19 protein-coding genes are annotated in these 19,848 nt (G+C 73.7%); 9 read left to right on the forward strand and 10 right to left on the reverse strand.

What is annotated here, in order from left to right; genetic code table 11:
• Positions 1-7: 7 nt before the first annotated feature.
• Entirely contained in the window at positions 8-1,153 is a 1,146-nt protein-coding gene (locus ACH4C6_RS09050) for a CaiB/BaiF CoA transferase family protein (RefSeq protein ID WP_398107850.1), read from the reverse strand.
• Between the two features lie 109 nt (positions 1,154-1,262).
• Positions 1,263-1,643, reverse strand: a complete 381-nt coding sequence (locus ACH4C6_RS09055; protein WP_398107851.1) for an MmcQ/YjbR family DNA-binding protein — start codon at positions 1,641-1,643, stop codon at positions 1,263-1,265.
• Positions 1,644-1,734: 91 nt separating this feature from the next.
• Here ACH4C6_RS09055 and ACH4C6_RS09060 point away from each other — a divergent pair, with 91 nt between their 5' ends.
• The gene (locus tag ACH4C6_RS09060) at positions 1,735-2,907 is read left to right on the forward strand and encodes a saccharopine dehydrogenase family protein (protein WP_398107852.1); all 1,173 of its coding nucleotides are present in this window, start codon (positions 1,735-1,737) and stop codon (positions 2,905-2,907) included.
• A gap of 12 nt (positions 2,908-2,919) precedes the next feature.
• On the opposite strand, the gene mmpA is transcribed toward ACH4C6_RS09060, so the two are convergent.
• Positions 2,920-3,066 carry a morphogenic membrane protein MmpA gene (gene mmpA, locus ACH4C6_RS09065; protein ID WP_398107853.1) on the reverse strand — a complete coding sequence of 49 codons (147 nt, stop codon included), beginning with the start codon at positions 3,064-3,066 and terminating at the stop codon, positions 2,920-2,922.
• A gap of 174 nt (positions 3,067-3,240) precedes the next feature.
• On the opposite strand from mmpA, the gene ACH4C6_RS09070 reads away from it, so the two are divergent.
• On the forward strand, positions 3,241-3,435 hold the full coding sequence (locus tag ACH4C6_RS09070; RefSeq protein WP_398107854.1) for a hypothetical protein: 195 nt from the start codon (positions 3,241-3,243) through the stop codon (positions 3,433-3,435).
• Here the strand turns inward: ACH4C6_RS09070 and ACH4C6_RS09075 are convergent.
• The 3 genes from ACH4C6_RS09075 to ACH4C6_RS09085 all read right to left on the reverse strand — a co-directional run bounded on the left by ACH4C6_RS09075 (position 3,423) and on the right by ACH4C6_RS09085 (position 5,687).
• A complete protein-coding gene (locus ACH4C6_RS09075) occupies positions 3,423-4,115 on the reverse strand; it encodes an endonuclease V (protein WP_398107855.1) in 693 nt (230 codons plus the stop codon). The genes ACH4C6_RS09070 and ACH4C6_RS09075 overlap by 13 nt on opposite strands.
• Before the next feature lie 74 nt (positions 4,116-4,189).
• Entirely contained in the window at positions 4,190-4,513 is a 324-nt protein-coding gene (locus ACH4C6_RS09080) for a plasmid stabilization protein (RefSeq protein WP_398107856.1), read from the reverse strand.
• Between the two features lie 70 nt (positions 4,514-4,583).
• Entirely contained in the window at positions 4,584-5,687 is a 1,104-nt protein-coding gene (locus tag ACH4C6_RS09085; protein WP_398107857.1) for a WD40/YVTN/BNR-like repeat-containing protein, read from the reverse strand.
• Between the two features lie 255 nt (positions 5,688-5,942).
• On the opposite strand from ACH4C6_RS09085, the gene ACH4C6_RS09090 reads away from it, so the two are divergent.
• Positions 5,943-6,359 (forward strand): SsgA family sporulation/cell division regulator, encoded by a 417-nt coding sequence (locus ACH4C6_RS09090; RefSeq protein ID WP_398107858.1) that lies wholly within the window; start codon positions 5,943-5,945, stop codon positions 6,357-6,359.
• 185 nt (positions 6,360-6,544) lie between these two features.
• Here ACH4C6_RS09090 and ACH4C6_RS09095 read toward each other — a convergent pair whose 3' ends face one another.
• Positions 6,545-7,201 (reverse strand): GPP34 family phosphoprotein, encoded by a 657-nt coding sequence (locus ACH4C6_RS09095; RefSeq protein WP_398107859.1) that lies wholly within the window; start codon positions 7,199-7,201, stop codon positions 6,545-6,547.
• Between the two features lie 313 nt (positions 7,202-7,514).
• Between ACH4C6_RS09095 and ACH4C6_RS09100 the strand changes: the two genes are divergently transcribed.
• The 5 genes from ACH4C6_RS09100 to ACH4C6_RS09120 all read left to right on the forward strand — a co-directional run bounded on the left by ACH4C6_RS09100 (position 7,515) and on the right by ACH4C6_RS09120 (position 16,017).
• Positions 7,515-9,137: an ABC-F family ATP-binding cassette domain-containing protein gene (locus ACH4C6_RS09100; protein WP_398107860.1), complete on the forward strand. Its 1,623-nt coding sequence runs from the start codon at positions 7,515-7,517 to the stop codon at positions 9,135-9,137.
• A gap of 10 nt (positions 9,138-9,147) precedes the next feature.
• Complete coding sequence (locus ACH4C6_RS09105; RefSeq protein WP_398107861.1) at positions 9,148-11,421, forward strand: ATP-binding cassette domain-containing protein; 2,274 nt, start codon at positions 9,148-9,150, stop codon at positions 11,419-11,421.
• Between the two features lie 132 nt (positions 11,422-11,553).
• Positions 11,554-13,929, forward strand: coding sequence for an Orn/Lys/Arg decarboxylase N-terminal domain-containing protein (locus tag ACH4C6_RS09110; RefSeq protein WP_398107862.1), 2,376 nt, complete (start codon positions 11,554-11,556; stop codon positions 13,927-13,929).
• Between the two features lie 144 nt (positions 13,930-14,073).
• Complete coding sequence (gene ddaH, locus ACH4C6_RS09115) at positions 14,074-14,850, forward strand: dimethylargininase (RefSeq protein WP_398107863.1); 777 nt, start codon at positions 14,074-14,076, stop codon at positions 14,848-14,850.
• A 189-nt stretch (positions 14,851-15,039) separates the two neighbouring features.
• A complete protein-coding gene (locus tag ACH4C6_RS09120) occupies positions 15,040-16,017 on the forward strand; it encodes an acyl-ACP desaturase (RefSeq protein WP_398107864.1) in 978 nt (325 codons plus the stop codon).
• Positions 16,018-16,132: 115 nt separating this feature from the next.
• Here the strand turns inward: ACH4C6_RS09120 and ACH4C6_RS09125 are convergent, their stop codons facing one another.
• Entirely contained in the window at positions 16,133-16,378 is a 246-nt protein-coding gene (locus ACH4C6_RS09125) for a WhiB family transcriptional regulator (RefSeq protein WP_398107865.1), read from the reverse strand.
• 252 nt (positions 16,379-16,630) lie between these two features.
• On the opposite strand from ACH4C6_RS09125, the gene ACH4C6_RS09130 reads away from it, so the two are divergent.
• On the forward strand, positions 16,631-17,416 hold the full coding sequence (locus ACH4C6_RS09130) for a VOC family protein (protein WP_398107866.1): 786 nt from the start codon (positions 16,631-16,633) through the stop codon (positions 17,414-17,416).
• A 10-nt stretch (positions 17,417-17,426) separates the two neighbouring features.
• Here the strand turns inward: ACH4C6_RS09130 and ACH4C6_RS09135 are convergent, their stop codons facing one another.
• Positions 17,427-18,464, reverse strand: a complete 1,038-nt coding sequence (locus ACH4C6_RS09135; RefSeq protein ID WP_398107867.1) for a LacI family DNA-binding transcriptional regulator — start codon at positions 18,462-18,464, stop codon at positions 17,427-17,429.
• Positions 18,465-18,690: 226 nt separating this feature from the next.
• A complete protein-coding gene (locus tag ACH4C6_RS09140; protein ID WP_398107868.1) occupies positions 18,691-19,701 on the reverse strand; it encodes a multicopper oxidase domain-containing protein in 1,011 nt (336 codons plus the stop codon).
• Between the last annotated feature and the right edge of the window lie 147 nt (positions 19,702-19,848).

A 19,848-nucleotide genomic window follows, 5' to 3' on the forward strand; every position in this document is an offset into this window, starting at 1 on the left:
GGGCCTTTCACTGAGGGTTTCGGGACGCTGGGAGCAGCCCGGGCACGTCCCACTCCCGGGCGACGTCCGCGGTGTCGGCGCCCGGCCGGGCCGGGGCGCTGCGGACGGTGGTCGGGGTCGCGGAGAAGCGGGGGGCCGGGGCGGGCTGGGTGATGCCGCCGTGGTCGGTGAAGGTGCCGCGGGCGGCCAGGTGCGGGTGGAGGGGTGCCTCGCGCAGCGACAGCACGGGCGCCACGCACGCGTCGGTGCCGTCGAAGAGGGCCGTCCACTCGTCCCGGGTGCGGGCCTTGAAGCGGGCGGCGATCTCCTCGCGCAGCGCGCCCCAGCGGGTGACGTCCGCGTGGGCGCCGTCCTGGTCCTCGATGCCGAGCAGGGCCAGGAACTCCGCGTAGAACTGCGGCTCCAGGGCGCCGACCGCCATGTACCGGCCGTCGGCCGTCTCGTAGGTGCCGTAGTAGGGGCAGCCGCCGTCGAGCAGGTTGGCGCCGCGGCGGTCCTGCCAGACCCCGGCGGCGAGCATGCCGTGGATCATCGTGGCGAGGTGGGCGGTGCCGTCGACGATGGCCGCGTCGACGACCTGCCCGGTCCCGGTCGCCCGCGCGTGGTGGAGGGCGGCGAGGACGCCGACCACGAGGTAGAGGGAACCGCCCGCGTAGTCGCCGAGCAGGTTGGCGGGGGCCGCGGGCGGCGCGCCGGGGTCGCCGGTCATGCCGAGGGCGCCGGTGGGGGCGAGGTAGGCGATGTCGTGCCCGGCGCGCCGGGCGAGCGGTCCGTCCTGGCCCCAGCCGGTCATCCGGCCGTAGACCAGGCGGGGGTTGCGGGCGTGGCAGGGTTCGGGGCCGACACCCAGGCGCTCGGCGACGCCGGGGCGGTACCCCTCGATCAGCACGTCGGCGCGGGCGGCGAGGTCGAGCACCCGTCCGGCGCCGTCCGGTGACTTCAAATCGACGACCACCGAGCGCTTGTTGCGGTTGGTGACGTCGTACGCCGGGTCGATGCCGAGGCCGGGGCCGCCGGGCCGGTCCACGCGCACCACGTCGGCGCCGAGGTCGGCCAGGAGCATGGCGGCGAACGGGCCGGGCCCGATGCCGGCCAGCTCGACGACCCGCACACCGGTGAGCGGACCGTGCCCGGGCGTCCTTGCCGTGGTCATCCAGCCCCCAGTGCCGTGACACAAGTGATGTAACACCAGCGATGCTAAGAACACGTTCCACTCCGCACAAGAGCTGAACGAGCAAGCGCTTAGCAATGTGCCGTACGGGTCAGCCTCCGTCCAGCTCCGCTATGAGCCGCTTCGGCGCGATCACCCGGTAGCTCTCCTCCACCCAGTCGCACAGGAGCTCCGCGGCCGGGGCGCCCGGCGCCTCCAGGGGGACGCTCACCCAGCCCGCCCTGCCCAGGCCGTACCCGGCGGGTTCGGCGCCGGGGCAGGCGAGCGCGTGCGCGTGCGCCGTCCCGTCCGTGAGCTTCACCGTCACCCCCAGGGGGTGGCTGCCGTCCCGCACGCCCAGGAAGACGAAGACCTTCCGGTTGACCTTCGCGACGGACTCGCCCCACGGGAACTCCTCGACGGCGCCCGGCAGCCCCAGCGCGAACGCGCGTACCTTCTCCCGCTTCTTCAGGGCATGTCCGGGCACGGCCATCGCGTTCCTCCGGGCTCGTCGTCGGGCTCCGCACCCCTCACGCTAGCCTCGGCCACCGACAGCGGCACGGGCTGCACGACCGAGGGGTGTCATGAGCAGGCAAAGCCAGACGGACCGTCCGTACGACATCGTGCTCTTCGGAGCCACGAGTTTCGCCGGCGCGCTCACCGCCGAACACCTCGCCGCGCACGCTCCCGAGGGCCTGCGCTGGGCGATCGCGGGCCGCAGCGCCGAGAAGCTGGAGCGGCTGGGCGAACGGCTGCCCGCCGGGGTCGGGGTGGTCCGGGCGGACGCCTCCGACCCGGCGTCGCTGCGCGCACTGGCCCGCGACGCGCGCGTGGTGGCGACGACGGTCGGCCCGTACCTCGCCTACGGGGAGGAGCTCGTGGCCGCCTGCGCGGACGCGGGGACGGACTATCTGGACCTGTGTGGCGAGCCGGAGTTCGTGGACCTGATGTACGTCCGGCACGACGCACGCGCGCGGGAGACCGGGGCCCGGCTGGTGCACGCCGCCGGGTTCGACTCGGTCCCGCACGACCTCGGCGTGTACTTCACCGTGCAGCAGCTCCCCGAGGACGTGCCGCTGAGCATCGAGGGGTTCGTGACGGCGGACGCGGCGTTCTCGGGCGGGACCTTCGCCTCGGCCCTCCACCAGATCGCCCGCCGGCGGCAGATGGCGGCGGCCGCGCGGGACCGGCGGCGGCACGAGCCGCGGCTGGTCGGACGGCGGGCGTCGGCGCCGCTCGGCACGCCGCGCTTCGCCGGGGAGGTCGGTGCCTGGGCGCTGCCGATGCCGACCATCGACCCGCAGATCGTGCGGCGCTCGGCGGCGGCCCTGGACCGCTACGGGCCCGACTTCCGCTATCGCCAGTACGCCGCCGTCCGGCACCTGCCCGTGGTGGCGGGAGGGGTGGCGGCGCTGGGCGCGCTCGTCGCGGCGGCCCAGGTGCCGCCCGCGCGGCGCTGGTTGTCGGACCGGCTCAAGCCCGGCGACGGGCCCGACGCGCAGAAGCGGGCCAGGAGCTGGTTCTCGGTCCGGTTCGTGGGCGAGGGCGGCGGCCGGCGCGTCTTCACGGAGGTCTCGGGTGGCGATCCCGGCTATGACGAGACGGCGAAGATGCTCGGCGAGTCGGCCCTGTGCCTGGCCTTGGACGACCTTCCCCGGACGGCGGGTCAGGTCACCACGGCGGTGGCGATGGGCGACGCCCTGATCGGCCGGCTGCGCGCGGCGGGCATCCGCTTCCGCGTGGCGGCCACCCGGTGACGGACACGCGGTTCACAGCGGCCACGCGGTGAGCGTGTAGATCATCCCGCCGATCCAGGCGAGCCCCGCCGCCACGGCGAGGACGAGTCCGGCGACGACGGCCCGCTCGACGGGACGGTCCGGGGCGGCCACTGGCTTCGGTGCACGGTGTGTCGGCATGCGCCCAGCCTGTCGGCGACGGGCTGGGCGCACATCCGTACGGGTACTCAGCGTCCGTACTCAGCCCGCTCGCTGCCGGCCCGGACCCTGCACCGGGGTTCGAGACTTCCGGCGCCCCGGCCCCGGTACGGCAGGCAGAAGTCCCCACGCGCCTTCAATGGAACGATGGAAGGCATGCGATTCCTTCTGGAAGTCACCATGGACGACGCGGCGTTGGCGAAGGACCCGGCGGGCGAGCTCGGCCGGATCCTGAGGTACTGGGGCGGCAATCTGCGCCACTACGCCCTCGCACCCGGGGACGGGGCGGCCGTGTACGACTCGGAGTACCGCGAGGTCGGTCACTGGCGGGTGACCGGTCAGGCGGAGTAGGTCTCCTTCAGGACCTTGCGGCACAGGGCGTCCGCCCGGCGCGTGGTCTCCGGGAGCCGGTAGCGCGGGGTCAGCGCGAGGGTGTGGGCGCAGGCGTTGTCCGGCGAGACGCGGTGGCCCACGGAGACGAAGACGGGCTTCACGCCGTCCCGGGTCCGCAGGGCGCGGCCGACCTCCTCGGCACCGTCGAGCAGCGCGGAGGAGCTGCCGCGCGCGGCGCCCGGGTCGTCGTGGGTGAAGACGAAGGGGTTCTTGGCCACGCCGATCGTGGGCAGGCCGGTGAGGACGCCGAGATGGGTGGCCAGGCCGAAGCGGCGCGGGTGCGCGAGGCCGTACCCGTCGCAGACGACCAGGCCGGGCGGGCACGGCAGCGCGTCGAGGGCGGCGAGGACCGCGGGGATCTCCCGGAAGGCGAGCAGCCCGGGCACGTAGGGGAAGGAGACCCGGCCCACCGCCGTGGCCTCGGCGACGACCTCCAGCCCGGACGCGTCGAGGACGACCGCCGCCGCCACGACCACGTCCCGCTCGTCGTCGTAGGCGACGTCGACGCCCGTCACATGCCCGGTCCCGGGGGGTGGTCCCACCTCGTCCAGGATCACCCGCCCGCGCAGCTCGTCCTGCACGGCGCGGGCCTGCTCCTCGGTGGCGGGCCAGTCCTCGGGGATGCGTACGGTCGTCATGGTGGGGGAAGCCTACGGGCCGCGCGAAGGCCGGCAGGACGCGGGAGTCCTGCCGGCCTCGCGAGGGGCGGGCGTCACTTGCCGAGCGCGCGCTGGAGCTGGCTCTTGTTCATGCTGGAACGGCCTTCCACGCCCTTGCGCCTGGCCTCCTGGTAGAGCTGGTCGTAGGTGGGCCCCTGTGAACCCTGCCCCGACCGCTGGCCGCCGCGCTTGCCGGAGGACATGTCCTGGGTGGAGGTGCGGCTGGCCGTCTTCGACTCGCCGGACCGGGCGCGCTCCTTGTTGACGGTCCGCGCGGCGATCTCCTCGGCGCGGCCGGTGCTCTCGCCCCGGTCCTTCGCGCTTTCCTTGATGTGCTCGTACTGGCGTTCCCTCTTGGGGCTCGAACCGCGTGGCATTCCCGCTCACTTCCTTCCTCGATCAGTGAACGGGTACCCACACTGCCAAGGTTCAGCGCACCCCGCCCGCTCAGTGCTCCAGGCGGGCAACGCGCCCCTTCTCGCCCGCCGCCCAGCACCCCGCGCCGGGTGCGCAGTCGACGGTGTCGAAGGAGCCGGTGTCCACGGTGCGCCAGGTGCGGCCCGCGTCGGTGGTGAGGTCGGTGCCGGTGGGGCCGACGGCGAGGGCGGTGGTCCGGCTGTGCGGCAGCCACGCGACGCCGGAACGGTAGGCGGCCGGCGGTGTGCCGGCGGCCCGCCAGGTGCGGCCGCCGTCCGCCGTGCGCGCGGCGGACCGGGGCGAGGGCTGGTCGGGGCGGTAGTCGCCGCCGACGGCGAGACCGTGGGTCCGGTCCCGGAAGGCGAGGGCGAAGACGCCCCGCGCGGGATCGCCCGCCGGGACGGGCGAGGCGGCGGCCGTCCAGGTGCGGCCCCGGTCGGCGGAGTGCAGCACGCGCGCGTGCGCGGCCCCGCCGGTGGCGAGCCACACGTCCCGCGGCCCGGAGGTCACCAGGCACTGGCCGCTCGCGGCGAACCCGGCCTCGCCCTCCTGCGCGGCCGGCATGGCCCGGTCCGGCAGCACCCGCCAGGTCCGGCCGCCGTCACCGGTCGACAGGATGCGGAACCTGCCGTCCACCGGGTCGCTCATGGCGAGGCCGTGCCGGTGGTCGAAGAAGGCCATGCAGTCGTAGAAGGCCCTCGGGTCGGTGTTGCGGAAGGACTCCGTCCAGGTCGCTCCGCCGTCGTCGGTGCGGTAGACGCGGGACGCCTCGCCCTCCCCGATGGCCAGGACGACCGCGCGGCGCGCGTCGAACGCCTCCACGTCCCGGAACTGCAACTCCCCCGCGCCGGGCGGCGACACGTCCCGCCAGCTTCTCCCGCCGTCGGTGGTGCGCAGGACGGTCCCGGCGGTCCCGGCGACCCAGGCGGTGTCCCGCCCGGCCACGGCCAGGCCCCGGAACCGCACGTCCGGGGTGCCGGTGTCCTTCAGTTCCCAGTGCGGTGCCCCGCGCCCGGCCGGGTGCGCCTGCGCCGGTACGGCGGTCAGCGCGGCCAGTGCCGCCGCGCAGGCGGCGATCGCCGCGGCCGTGCGCCGTGCCGGTCCCCACCGTCGCGGGTGTCGCGTGTTCCCCATGCGCCTCATGGCGGGCGAAGCTAGCCCACCGCCCGGACGCCGTCCAGACGGCCTCGCGCACGCGTTCCCCGGGCTGCGCGGGTGCAACAAGTGCCCTGCGGGGCACACGAGGAGAACGACGTCGGCGCGTGCATGCATGCGGTGACGGAGGTCACTCGCATCCCGGGTGCACGGATCGGCTCATTCCCACGTCTCTTCCAGTGCCCGGCCTCATACGCCCGGAAGTCCGTCCAGCCGTCCAGAGGGAGCAAGGCGTTGTCCATCGTCATCGAGCAGCCCGTGGAGGCCCGCCTCGTCGCCGCCGCGCCGCGTATGCCGAGCATCCCCGCGACGCTGCACTACGACCGGCGCGACCCGTTCGCCGTCCGCATGACCTTCCCGGCCCCCGCCACGCTGGAGGGCGTCGACGTCTGCTGGACCTTCTCGCGCGAACTGCTCGCCGCGGGCCTGCACGACTGCGAGGGCCACGGTGACGTGCGGGTGCGGCCCTACGGGTACGACCGCACCGTGCTGGAGTTCCACGCGCCCGAGGGCACCGCCGTGGTGCACGTCCGCTCCAGCGAGATCCGCCGGTTCCTGGAGGCGACCAGCGCGTTGGTGCCGGTCGGTCTGGAGCACCTCGACCTCGACCTCGACCACGGCCTGGCGGAGCTGATGCGGGACGCCTGCTGAGGCGCCGGCACTTCTGATCCGGCGGGCCGCCGGCCTGCGTGCCCCTGCGGCGCGGAATCTCCTTCAATGAGCGCGGGATCTCCCCCATGCGCGTGGGATCTCCTCGGTGAGCGGGGCGGCCGGCATGAATCGGCCAGACGGCGACGGCGACCCGGGGTCCCCGCGTCGGCGCCCAGCGCCGCGCGTCAGAGCGACGCCGGCGCCCTCACCGCCTCGGCCACCGCCGCGCGCACCTCGTGCACGATCCGGTGGAGCCCCGGTGCGGCCTCCCCGGCCCGTTCGGTCAGCTCCTCGACCCGCCGCCCCGCCGCGGCCCCCTCCTCCCCCGACAGGCCCGCGGCGGCTGCCAGGGCGGCCACGGCGGCGTCCCGCTCGGAGAGCGCGGCGACCGGCAGCGGCCCGCTCAGCACCTGGCGGACCTCCTCGCGCAGCGCCTCCACCGCCGCGGCGCGCCCCAGGGCGTACTCCACCGACGGGAACACGCCGAGGATCCGCTTCTTCTCCGCGCGCAGGTACCCCCCGGCGACCAGCTGCTCCCGTACGGCGTCCAGGGTCACCCGGGACCGCAGCGTCACCCAGGTCCGCCAGGGGTGCGGGCGCGACTCGTGGACGAGTTCGAGCAGCCCGTCGAGGACCGCGTCGCCCGCGGCCGCGTCCGGGTCGGCCGGCACGGCGATGCCGTCCTCGTCCCGCAGCAGGCCGTGCCGGGCCAGCTCGACCAGCGCGCCGGCCCGCACCAGCCCGGGCAGCCGGACGGTGGCCCCGGACGGCGGCCGTGCGGCGTCCCAGCCCAGCAGGCAGAGCCGGGCCGGCAGCGAGAGCGGGCCGTCGGACGCGGGCACGGTGCCTCCTGGGGGTCGGGGAACGGTCACCCGGCGCGGCGCGGGGGCGGTCCGTTAATGCGTTGACAGCCCCCGCGGCCACTCCTACGGTGTGAAGCGGTCCTGTTGCCGTCGATGGGAGAAGGACGTTGCTCGTCTGAGGTCCTGAGACACCGCGTCACACCCCAGGGGTGTGCGCTGCGTGCGACCTCGGCGTCCGAGCCGTCCTCCGGTGCAGGGCTTTTCCCATGCCCGTGGAGCCCCCTTCCGGGTCGCAGGTGTCTCGACACGCGTTTGCCCCTGTCTGCTTCGAGCAACCGCGAGTGAGGCCGCCATGTCTTCATCCGTCACCGTCACGTCCCTGTCCTTCGCCTGGCCCGACGGCACGTCCGTCTTCGAGGGCCTCGACGCCGCTTTCGGCCCGGGCCGCACCGGCCTGGTCGGCGTCAACGGGTCGGGGAAATCGACCCTGCTGAAACTGATCGCGGGCGACCTCCCGCCGGCCGACGGCACCGTCCGGGTCGCCGGGGAGGTCGGCCACCTCCCGCAGAACGTCACGCTCGACACCCACCTGCGGGTCGACGAGGTGCTCGGCATCGCCGGCCGGCGTGCCGCGCTGCACGCCATCGAGGCCGGTGACGTGTCGGCGGAGCACTTCGAGGCGGTCGGCGACGACTGGGACGTCGAGGAGCGCGCCCTCGCCACGCTCGGCGAACTCGGTCTCGGTCACGTAGGGCTCGACCGCACCGTCGGCGAGGTGTCCGGCGGCGAGTCGGTGCTGCTGCGGCTGGCCGCGCTGCTGCTGCGCCGGCCCGACGTCCTGCTGCTGGACGAGCCGACGAACAACCTCGACCTGTACGCGCGCCGACGGCTGTACGCGGCCGTCCGGGCCTGGCCGGGCGTCCTCGTCGTGGTCAGCCACGACCGTGAACTGCTCGATCTCGTCGATCAGATCGCCGATCTGCGCTCGGGTGGGATCACCTGGTACGGCGGCAACTACTCCGCCTACGAGGCGGCACTGGAGGTCGAGCAGGAGGCGGCCGGGCGCATGGTGCGCGTCGCCGAGGCCGATCTGCGCAGGCAGCAGCGCGAACTGGCCGACGCCCAGGTCAAACTGGCCCGCCGCAAGCGGTACGGGCAGAAGATGTGGGACCAGAAGCGAGAGCCGAAGATCGTCATGGGGGCACGCAAGCGCGCGGCGCAGGAGTCCGCGGGCAAGCACCGGATCATGCACGAGGAGAAGCTCGCCGAGGCCAGGGACCGGCTCGACGAGGCCGTGGAGGCCGTACGGGACGACGACGAGATCCGCGTCGAACTGCCGTACACCGCCGTCCCGCCGGGACGCACGGTCCTCACGCTGCGGGATCTGCGGCTGCGCCACGGCGCCCGGGTCAAGGGGCTCGACCTGCGCGGTCCGGAGCGGGTCGCGCTGATCGGGCGCAACGGCGCGGGGAAGACGACCCTGCTGCGCACCATCGGCGGGGAGCTCGCGCCGGAGGCGGGCGAGGTCACCGCGCACGTCCCGCTGCGGTTCCTGCCGCAGCGGCTCGACGTCCTGGACGGGGAGCTGACGGTCGCCGAGAACGTGGCCCGGTTCGCACCGGACGCCACGAACAACCGGGTGCGGGCCCGGCTGGCCCGCTTCCTGTTCCGCGGCGCCCGCGCCGACCAGCGGGCGGCGACGCTGTCCGGCGGGGAACGCTTCCGGGCGGCCCTGGCCGCGCTGATGCTGGCGGAGCCGGCCCCTCAGCTGCTCATGCTGGACGAGCCGACCAACAACCTCGACATGGCGAGCGTGCGGCAGCTGACCTCGGCCCTGGAGTCCTACGAGGGGGCGCTGCTCGTGGCCGGCCACGACCTGCCGTTCCTGGAGTCCGTCGGGATCACGCGCTGGCTGCTGATGGAGGAGGGAGAACTGCGGGAAATCACGCCAGAAGCTGTCGGGTATACCGCCTAGCGTCGGCTGCATGCCCGATGTCATCACCCTCACCGCAGCCCGGGAGAACAACCTCAAGGACGTCACCCTCCGCATCCCGAAAGGCCGGCTGACCGTGTTCACCGGCGTTTCGGGATCGGGGAAGTCGTCTCTCGTCTTCGACACGATCGCGGTGGAGTCGCAGCGCCAGCTCAACGAGACCTTCCCGTGGTTCGTCCGCAACCGGCTGCCGAAGTTCGAACGGCCGCACGCGGACGGCCTGGCGGACCTCACCCCCGCGATCGTCGTCGACCAACGGCCCGTCGGCGGCCACTCGCGGTCGACGGTCGGCACCATGACGGACGTCTACTCGGTGATCCGGGTGCTGTTCTCCCGGCACGGCACCCCGAGCGCCGGACCCGCCACCGCGTACTCGTTCAACGACCCGTCGGGCATGTGCCCCGAGTGCGACGGCCTCGGCCGGACCGTGCGGCCCGACTGGGACCGCATCCTGGACCCCGGCCGCTCCCTGGCCGGCGGAGCCGTCCGCTTCCCGCCGTTCGCCGCCGGGACCTGGCAGGGCCAGGCGTACACCAGCAGCACCGAGCTCGACCCGGACAAGCCGGTCGGGCGCTTCAGCGCCGCCGAGCGTGAGTTCCTGATGCGGGGGCGGCCCGGCAGCAAGGTCACCGTCAGCGGCAGCGGCGGGACCTGGACCACCGACTACGAGGGGCTGGCGGACCGCTTCGAGCGGCTGTACCTGAAGCGGGACCTGTCCGCCATGAGCCAGAAGACGCGCGACCTGGTCCGGGAGTTCCTGGTGGAGGGCGTCTGCCCGCAGTGCCTGGGAGCCCGGCTGAACGCGGCGGCGCTCGCCACCCGCATCGGCGGCCGGTCCATCGCCGACTGCGCCCGGATGCAGGTCACGGACCTGATCACCGTGCTGAAGGAGATCGACGACCCGGTGGCCCGGCCGATCGCCTCGGCGGCCGTGGCCGCGCTGGAGCGGATCGAGGCGATCGGCCTCGGCTACCTCAGCCTGGACCGGGAGACGGCGACGCTCAGCGGCGGGGAGGGGCAGCGGCTGAAGACGGTGCGCCACCTCGGCTCCAGCCTGACCGGGATGACGTACATCTTCGACGAGCCCAGCGTCGGACTGCACCCGCGGGACGTCGGACGCCTGGGTGAACTGCTGCTGCGCCTGCGCGACAAGGGCAACACCGTGCTCGTGGTGGAGCACGACCCGGACGTCATCGCGCTCGCCGACCACGTGGTCGACATGGGGCCGGGGGCCGGCACGGACGGCGGCACGGTGGTGTTCGAGGGCACCCCGGAGCGTCTCGCCGCGTCCGGCACGCTCACCGGGCGCTGCCTGCGCACCCGTACGGCGGTCAAGGACGCGGTACGCCGTCCCACCGGCGACCTGTGGGTGAAGGGCGCGGGCCGGCACAACCTGCGGGACGTGACCGTGCGGTTCCCGGCCGGGGTGCTCACCGCCGTGACCGGGGTCGCCGGGTCGGGCAAGAGCACCCTGGCCGGCGAGTTCACCGCCGCGCACGAGGCCGTGGTCGTCGACCAGTCCGCCATCGGCATCTCGGGCCGGTCCACCCCGGCGACGTACCTGGGGATCATGGACGGGATCCGCAGGATCTTCGCCCGGGGAACGGGAGCGGAGGCGGGCCTGTTCAGCTTCAACTCGGCCGGGGCGTGCGGCACCTGCGAGGGCAGGGGCGTCATCCACACCGATCTCGCGTTCATGGACCCGGTGACGACGACCTGCCAGGACTGCGAGGGACGGCGCTTCAAGGAGGAGGTGCTCGCGCTGACCGTGCGGGGGCGCTCGGTCGCCGACGTGCTGGAGATGACCGCGGGCGAGGCCCTCGGCTTCTTCGACGACGCGGGCGTGCGGCGCCGGCTGCGGGCCCTGCGGGACGTCGGGCTCACGTACCTGACGCTGGGCCAGCCCCTGTCGACGCTGTCCGGCGGGGAGCGGCAGCGCATCAAGCTGGCCACACGGCTGCACCGGACGGGCGCGGTGTACGTGCTCGACGAGCCAACGACGGGCCTGCACATGGCGGACGTCGCCGGCCTGGTCGCCCTGCTGGAGCGGCTGGTCGACGCGGGCAACACGGTCGTCGTGGTCGAGCACAACCTGGACGTGGTCGCCCGGGCCGACTGGGTGGTCGACCTCGGCCCGGACGGCGGCCGCGACGGCGGCGAGGTCGTCTTCGAGGGGACGCCGCGCGACCTGCTCGGCGCGCGGGGGTCGTTCACGGCGGAGCACCTGCGCCGGGCGGTCGGGGCGGACGCGGTGGCGCCGGACTGAGAGCCGGCCGTCAATGAGCGGCCCGGGCCGTGCCCCGATGGGGTGGTTCGGGCGGTCGCCGGCCGATCAGGCCCGCGGCTGCCCGAACACTGGTCGTGAGGTGGCGCGGGCCACCGGCGACAGGGGGACGGCATGGACGCTGGCACGGTACTGGTCGCGGTGGCGGAGCACCCGCAGGACGCGGGCGCCGCCGCCGGGCAGCTGGCGCGCATCGCCGAGGCGATCCGGGACCGCGGCGCGCAGGTGCGCTGGGTGACGAGCGCCGCCGACGCCGAGGCGGTGCTCCGGACGGAGGCCCGGCTGGCCGCCGCGCTGGTCGCGTGGGACCTCGCGCCCGGCACCCCCGCGCGGGAGCCGGGCGGGGCGAGGGTGCTGCGCGGCATCGGGCGCCGCTTCCGGGACCTGCCGGTGTTCCTGGTCATGGCGGACGAGGAGCTGCGCGAGCTGCCGCTGTGGGTCTCGCAGGCGGTCGTGGGCTACGTGTGGCCCCTGGAGGACACCCCGTCGTTCATCGCCGGGCGGATCACCACCGCCGCGCGGGCCTACCAGGACGCCCTGCTCCCCCCGTTCTTCAAGGCGCTGCGCCGCTTCGACGACGCGCACGAGTACTCCTGGCACACCCCCGCCCACTCGGGCGGCGTCGCCTTCCTCAAGTCGCCCGTCGGCCGGGCGTTCCACGACTACTTCGGGGAACGGCTGCTGCGCAGCGACCTGTCGATCTCCGTGGAGGAACTGGGCTCGCTGTTCGAGCACACCGGGCCGATCGGCGAGGCGGAGCGCAACGCCGCGCGGGTCTTCGGCTCGGAGCGGACCTACTTCGTGCTGCACGGCGACTCCACCTGCAACCGGATGGTCGGGCACTTCAGCGTCACCCGCGACGAGATCGCCCTGGTGGACCGCAACTGCCACAAGTCGGTCCTGCACGGCCTGGTCGTCTCCGGCGCCCGGCCGGTGTACCTCGTCCCGACCCGGAACGGCTACGGCCTGGCGGGCCCGCTGCCCCCGGCCGAGATCGAGGCGGCGGCCGAGCGGATCGCGGCGAACCCGCTCACGGCGGACGCGGTGTCCGCGCGCGCCCAGTACGCGGTGTTCACCAACTCCACCTACGACGGGCTGTGCTACGACGCCGGCGCCGCGGCCCGGGCCTTCGCCACGGGCACACCCCGGCTGCACTTCGACGAGGCGTGGTTCGCCTACGCCCGCTTCCACCCGCTCTACGCGGGCCGCTACGGCATGTCCGTCGACGAGGAGAGCTTCCCCGGGCCCGACCGGCCCACGGTCTTCACCACCCAGTCGACGCACAAGCTGCTGGCGGCGCTGTCCCAGGCCGCGATGGTGCACGTCAGGCCCGGCCCGCGGGCGCCGGTGGAGCACGACCGGTTCAACGAGGCGCTGATGATGCACGGCACCACCTCGCCGCTGTACCCGATGATCGCCTCCCTGGACGTCGCCACGGCGATGATGGACGGGCCGCAGGGGCAGTGGCTGGTCGACGAGGCGGTGACGGAGGCGGTCCGCTTCCGCCAGGAGATGGTGCGCATCGGGTGCCGCATCGCGGCCGCGGGCGACCGGCCGGCGTGGTTCTTCGGGGTCTGGCAGCCCGGCGAGGTGACCGACCCGGCCACCGGGGCGCGCCTGCCCTTCGACGAGGCACCGGCCGAGCTGCTGCGGACCGAGCCGTCCTGCTGGCACCTGGAACCGGGCGCGGACTGGCACGGCTTCCCGGGGCTGACCGACGGGTACTGCATGCTCGACCCGATCAAGGTGACCCTGACCTGCCCGGGCATCGGCGCCACCGGCGAGCTGTCGGGGCAGGGCATCCCCGCCCGGGTGCTCACCGCGTACCTGAGCACCCGGGGCATCGTGGTGGAGAAGACCGACAGCTACACCACCCTGGTGCTGTTCTCCATGGGCATCACCAAGGGCAAGTGGGGCACGCTGCTCGACGCCCTGATGGACTTCAAGGACCTCTACGACGGTGACGCCCCGCTCGACCGGGTGCTCCCCGCCCTCGTGGCCGGGCATCCGCGCCGCTACGCCGGACTGACGCTGCGGGGCCTGTGCCAGGAGATGCACGACCAGCTGCGCGCCTCCCGCCTGGTCGAGCTCCTCGACACGGCCTTCCAGGAGCTGCCGGAGCCGGTCGCCCCACCCCAGCAGTGCTACCAGCGGCTGATCCGCGGCGGTACGGAGCGGCTGCGCCTGGCCGACACGCCGGGCCGGGTCGCCGCGGCGATGGTGACCGTCACCCCGCCCGGCATCCCGGTCCTGATGCCCGGCGAGAGCGTCGGCACGGCCGACGGGCCGCTCCTGCGGTACCTGGGCGCCCTGGAGTCCTTCGACCGGCGCTTCCCCGGCTTCGGCAGCGAGACCCACGGCGTGACGCGGGACCCCGACACCGGCGACTACCTCATCGAGTGCCTGCGCGCCCCCGAGCCGCCCGCGACCGGCGCCGCCTCGGCTCCGGCCCAGCGGCGGGACGCCCCGGACGCGGAGCCGGTGGGCTGACGGCGGGCGGGGCGGCCGGGGCGGGGGCTGTCCTGTCCGCCCTCAGCCCTGCATGATGGTCGGCCGACGCACGTCGGGTTCCGGCCGATCCGGGGAACTCCCTCGGTGCGGTCCACACGTCCCACCCGATACGGAGTCGTCCTCGTGCCCAGCAAGAAGGCCCTCGTCCGCCGTCCCGGCCCGCGTCTCGCCGAAGGGCTGGTGACGCACATCGAGCGGGAACCCGTCGACGCCGACCTCGCGGTGCAGCAGTGGGAGGCGTACGTGGCGGCCCTGCGCACGCACGGCTGGGAGACCGTCGAGGTGGAGCCGGCCGACGACTGCCCGGACGCGGTGTTCGTCGAGGACACCGTGGTCATGTACCGCAACGTCGCCCTGATCACCCGCCCGGGCGCCGAGTCGCGGCGCGACGAGACCGCCGCCGTCGAGGAGGCCGTGGCGAGCCTGGGCTGCTCGGTGAACTGGGTGTGGGACCCGGGCACCCTGGAGGGCGGCGACGTCCTGAAGATCGGCGACACGGTGTACGTCGGCCGGGGCGGGCGCACCAACGCCGCCGGGGTGCAGCAGGTGCGCGCCGCGTTCGAGCCGCTCGGCGCGCGGGTCGTGTCGGTGCCCGTGAGCAAGGTGCTGCACCTGAAGACCGCGGTCACGGCGCTGCCCGACGGCACGGTGATCGGGCACATCCCCACGATGGACGCGCCCTCCCTCTTCGGCCGCTTCCTGCCCGTGCCGGAGGAGGCCGGGGCCCATGTGGTGCTGCTCGGCGGGGACAAGCTGCTGATGGCGGCCAGCGCGCCGAAGACCGCGGAGCTGTTCGCCGACCTCGGGTACGAACCGGTCGTCGTGGACATCAGCGAGTTCGAGAAGCTCGAAGGCTGTGTGACATGCCTCTCGGTGCGGCTGCGGGAGCTGTACGTCTGACCGGCGGGGTCCGCCATCCGCCGGGCCGCCGACCTGCACATCCGGAGGCCGGGCCCGCACATGGGCGACATCGCTGATCAGCGGCCTTTGTGGAGCTCTCGACCTACGGCTTCGTAACCTACGGCAACGTAGCCTACGATGCCGTAGGTTTCCGCTCACCGCTCGTACGCATGTCCCCCTGGAGAGTCCATGACGATCACCACTCCCCATCTCGGCAGCCCCGCCGGCGCCTGGTCCGACGCTCAGCTGCTGTACGCCCTGGAGGAAGTGGTCGAGACCGAACTCAACCGGCATCTGAAGGTCGCCAAGGACTGGATGCCGCACGAGTACGTCCCGTGGAGCGACGGACGCAACTTCCCCGGCCTCTTCGAGGACGGCCAGGCCTGGGACAAGGAGCAGTCGAAGGTCACCGAGATCGGCCGGATCGCGCTGGTCGTCAACCTGCTGACCGAGGACAACCTGCCCAGCTACCACCACGAGATCGCCAGCCTGTTCGGCCGGGACGGCGCCTGGGGCACCTGGGTGCACCGCTGGACCGCCGAGGAGGGCCGGCACGGCATCGTGATGCGCGACTACCTGCTCACCTCGCGCGCCGTGGACCCGGACAAGCTGGAGCAGTTCCGCATGTCCCACATGAGCGAGGGCTTCGAGTCGGACAACCGCCACTCGATGCTGCACTCGATCGCCTACGTCGCCTTCCAGGAGCTGGCCACCCGCATCTCGCACCGCAACACCGGACACCAGTCCGGCGACCCGGTCTGCGACCGCATGCTGGCCCGGATCGCGACCGACGAGAACCTGCACATGGTCTTCTACCGCAACCTGCTCAAGGCGGCCTTCGAGCTGGCGCCCGACCTGACGATGCAGGCCGTCCGGGACGTGGTGGTCGACTTCCGCATGCCCGGGCACGGCATCCCCGGCTTCGAGCGGGCCGCCGCGCAGATGGCGATCGGCGAGGTCTACAACCTGCGCATCCACCACGACGACGTGCTGCAGCCCGTGCTGCGCTTCCTGAAGATCATGGAGATCGACGGGCTGGGTCCGGAGGGCCGCAAGGCGCAGGAGGAGCTCGGCATGTACATGAACGGCCTCGACTCCGAGGCGGCCAAGTTCGACGAGAAGCTGGCCGCGCGCAAGGCCCGGATGGCCGCCCGCGCCGGCGCCTGACGACGCACCGCGCACCGTCCCGGCAGGGCCCGGCCGCCACGAGCGGCCGGGCCCTGCCCGCGTGCGGGGCTCGCACGGCACGCCGGACACGCGCCGCACACCGGACGCGGCGCGGTCACCGCGCCACGCGCCGCAGCTCCAGGCGCTCCTTCTCCGACAGGCCGCCCCAGACGCCGAAGCGCTCGTCGTGGGCCATCGCGTACTCCAGGCAGGCCGTGCGGATCGGGCACATGCCGCAGATCCGCTTCGCCTCGCGCACCGAGCTGCCCGGTTCGGGGAAGAAGAAGTCCGCCCCCGTCTGCGCGCACAGCGCCTCCTGCTGCCAGGCGAGTTCGGGCGAGGTCATCGTGTCGATGTGCATGGCCCGAGCCTCGCGGCAGGTGAAAAACGTTCGATCAACGCGGGATCAACACCGCGTTCACGGACCCCGGGCCGCCTCGATGTTGCCCGCGCGGACGGCCGCGCGCACGGCGGCGCGCGGAGCGGCGCGTCACCCGGGCGGACGCGCCCGGGGCCCGGCGCACGGATCGGCGGCGTTCCGGCGGCGCCGGGCCCCGGGCGGTGCCAGACTCGGCTGTACAGGCGGACGGGCCCCTGTGCGAGGAGGGCGAGGATGCTCACCACCCGTTATGTCACCGGCTCTCCCAACTGGATCGATCTCGGCGTACCGGACATCGAGGGCGCGGCGGCCTTCTACGGCGATCTGTTCGGCTGGCGGTTCGAGCCGGGCGGTCCGGAGGTCGGCGGGTACGGGCTCTTCCGGCTCGACGGGCGGACCACCGCCGGCGGCATGCAGACCACGGCGGAGCAGGGACCGCCCTCCTGGACGGTCTACTTCCAGGCGCCGGACGCGGACGCCATCGCCCGGGCGGCCGAGCAGAAGCACGGCAGGGTCCTGGTGCAGCCCATGGACGTCCAGGACCTGGGCCGCATGGCGATCCTGACCGATCAGGCCGGGGTGTCCTTCGGGCTGTGGCAGCCGGGCCGCAACGAGGGCCTGGAGGCCGTGCAGGAGCCGGGCTCGCTGTGCTGGGTCGAGCTGTACACCGCCGACGTCCCCGCCACGGCCGCCTTCTACCACGCGGTCCTCGGCCTGGAGACCAGCGGTCTCGACTTCCCGAGCGGCACCTACACCACGTTCAGCCCGGCCGGCGAGGGCGAGGAGGCCATGTTCGGCGGCGTCGTCCCGCTGTCCGAGGACCCGGCCGAGGAGCAGGCGCACTGGCTGCCGTACTTCGAGGTGACGGACCCGGACGCGGTCGTCGCGCGGGCCGGGGAGCGGGGCGGCACGGTCCGGGTCCCGGCCACCGACGTGCCCGGTGTCGGCCGTCTGGCCAAGCTGGCCGACCCGTACGGCGCCCGTTTCGCGGTGGTCCGCAGCGAGCGTCCGGAGGGCTGACGGACAGGCCCTACGCCGACCCGCGCCGCACCAGCGTCGTGGGGAGCACCACGCTGGACGGCGGGCCGGCGTCGTCCTCGCGGGGGGCGCCCCGGTCCAGGTCGCGCAGCAGCAGGCGGGCCATCAGCCGGCCCATCTCCTCGATGTCCTGGCGGACCGTGGTGAGGGGCGGATCGGTCTGCTCCGCGATGGGCTGCATGTCGTCGAAGCCGATGACGGCCACGTCGTCGGGGACGCGGCGGCCGGACTCGCGCAGGACGCGCAGCGCGCCGGAGGCGGTGAGGTCGTTCGCGGCGAACACCGCGTCCACGTCGGGGCAGCGGGCGAGGAGTTCGCGCATGGCGCGTTCACCGCCGGCGTAGGTGAAGTCGGCCTCGGCGATCAGCCGCGGGTCGGCGTCCGCCATGACGTCACGGTAGCCGTCGAGGCGGTCGGCCGCCGAGGTCTGGTCGAGGGCGCCGGTGATGTGGGCGATGCGGGTGCGGCCGAGGCCCGCCAGGTGGCGGACGGCGTCGCGGGCGCCGCCCCGGTTGTCGGTGTCGACGTAGACCACGTCCCGCCGGTCGCCGCCCCAGCCGGGCCGTCCACCGAAGACGGTGGGCACGCCGGCCCGCTGGATCAGCTCCGGCAGCGGGTCGTCGAGGTGGAGCGAGAAGACGAGGGCGCCGTCGACGTGTCCGCCCGCGAGGTACCGCCCGACGCGGGCGTGGTCGTCCCGGCCCTCGGTGAGCAGCAGCACGAGCTGGTTGTCGTGGGCGGTGAGTTCCTTGCTGATGCCGCGCAGCTGGAGCGCGAAGAACGGGTCGGCGAAGACGCGCGTCTCCGGTTCGGCGACGACCACCGCCACCGCGTCGTGCCGCCGGGTCACCAGGGAGCGGGCGGCCTGGTTGGGCACGTAGCCGAGTTCCTCCACGGCCTTGCGGACCCGCTCGACGAGGACGTCCCGCACCCCGTCCCCGCCGTTGACCACGCGTGAGACGGTGGCCCGCGAGACCCCGGCCCGCGCGGCCACGGCCTCCAGCGTGGGGCGCGGCGCTGTGTCGGTCACTTCGGGGCTCCCTCTCTGCGGCTGCGGATCAGGATAGCCCCGGCCGCGAGGGGAGGTGAGAGCGCTCTCCCCGGCCCGGCCGGCCCCGCTCCGCCCGCACGCCCCGAGCGCCCGCGGCCGAGGCCCCCGGCCGCGACGCCCGCCCGCGACCGGGCCGGTCACGCCCGCGCCCCACCGCACCACCGCCCGCGGAAGGCCCACGCCCCGGCGGGCCCCCGCCGCGCCCTCAGTGCTCGTGCTCACCCCCGGCGGCGGCGCCGTGCTCGTGTCCGTCCCCGTCGCCGGGCTCCTGCCCGTGGTCGTGCGGGTCGTAGCCGGGGATCGTGCCGTCCGGCTTCTTCACCAGGAACAGGCCCACCATTCCCATGTCGGAGTGGCTCTGCACGTGGCAGTGGTACATCCAGGCACCGGCGCCGACCCCCTCCCCCGCGATGACCTGGAAGCCGAACGAGTCGGCCGGTCCGGTGATCTTGTTGTCGATCACCTGACTGGGGTCCTCCGGGCCGGTCAGCATGCCGGTGCGGTTGTCCGCCCAGCGATGACCGTGCATGTGGAACGTGTGGTAGAACTCGCCGTGCGTGATCACCACGAACTCGACGCGATCCCCCACCGTGGCCTCGAAGTCGGGCCCGGAGTGCGGCGCCTTGTTGTTGATGCGCATGTCGTTGAAGACGACGGTGTGCGTCCGGTCGGGCAGGACGTCGCCCTTGCGGCGGACGATGACCGGGCCGTACAGGCCCTTCTGCAGCCCTTGCGTACCGTGCTCCGTGCCGACGACGTGGTCGTGGTAGTGCCAGTAGCCCGCGCTGCCCGAGCGCCAGGTGCCGTCCTTGCGGCGGCCGGGGGCGTGGGTGCGCCAGGTGTAGGTGCGCGTGCCGCCCGGCTCGACGTGACTGCGGTTCAGCCTGGTGCCGTCGCTGGTGATCTCGTAGTCGAGGCCGTGGACGTGCAGGCTCACCGCGACGTCCATGGTGTTCTCGAACTCGATGTGGAGCGTGTCGCCCTCGTTGAGCTCGATCAGCGGGCCCGGGATGCTCGCCTTGCCCTTCTCCAGGCCGTAGCCCATCTGACCGTCCGCCAGCTTCTCGGCGTACAGCTTGATGCGCTTCACCGCGCCCCCGGCGGGAGCCGTCCTCGCCGGGGTGTCGGCGCTGAGGGCCTCCGGCGCCACGGACAACGATGTCGCGACGGCCGCGCCGCCCAGCAGGACCCGCCGGTTGAAGCTGCGTCTGTCCACGCCGAACTCCCCACACTGGTAAGGCATTTACGGAGGCGTACCTGAGACGAACCGCTGAGACGGTACCGGCCGCGCCCTCGTTTATCCACACTCAAGACAAAGTTGCCTCCATCCCGGTCATAGGTATTGGCGGAGCGTGCAAAGGGG

The sequence above is a fragment of the Streptomyces sp. NPDC017943 genome (assembly GCF_044328425.1).
Taxonomy (GTDB): Bacteria; Actinomycetota; Actinomycetes; order Streptomycetales; family Streptomycetaceae; genus Streptomyces; species Streptomyces djakartensis_A.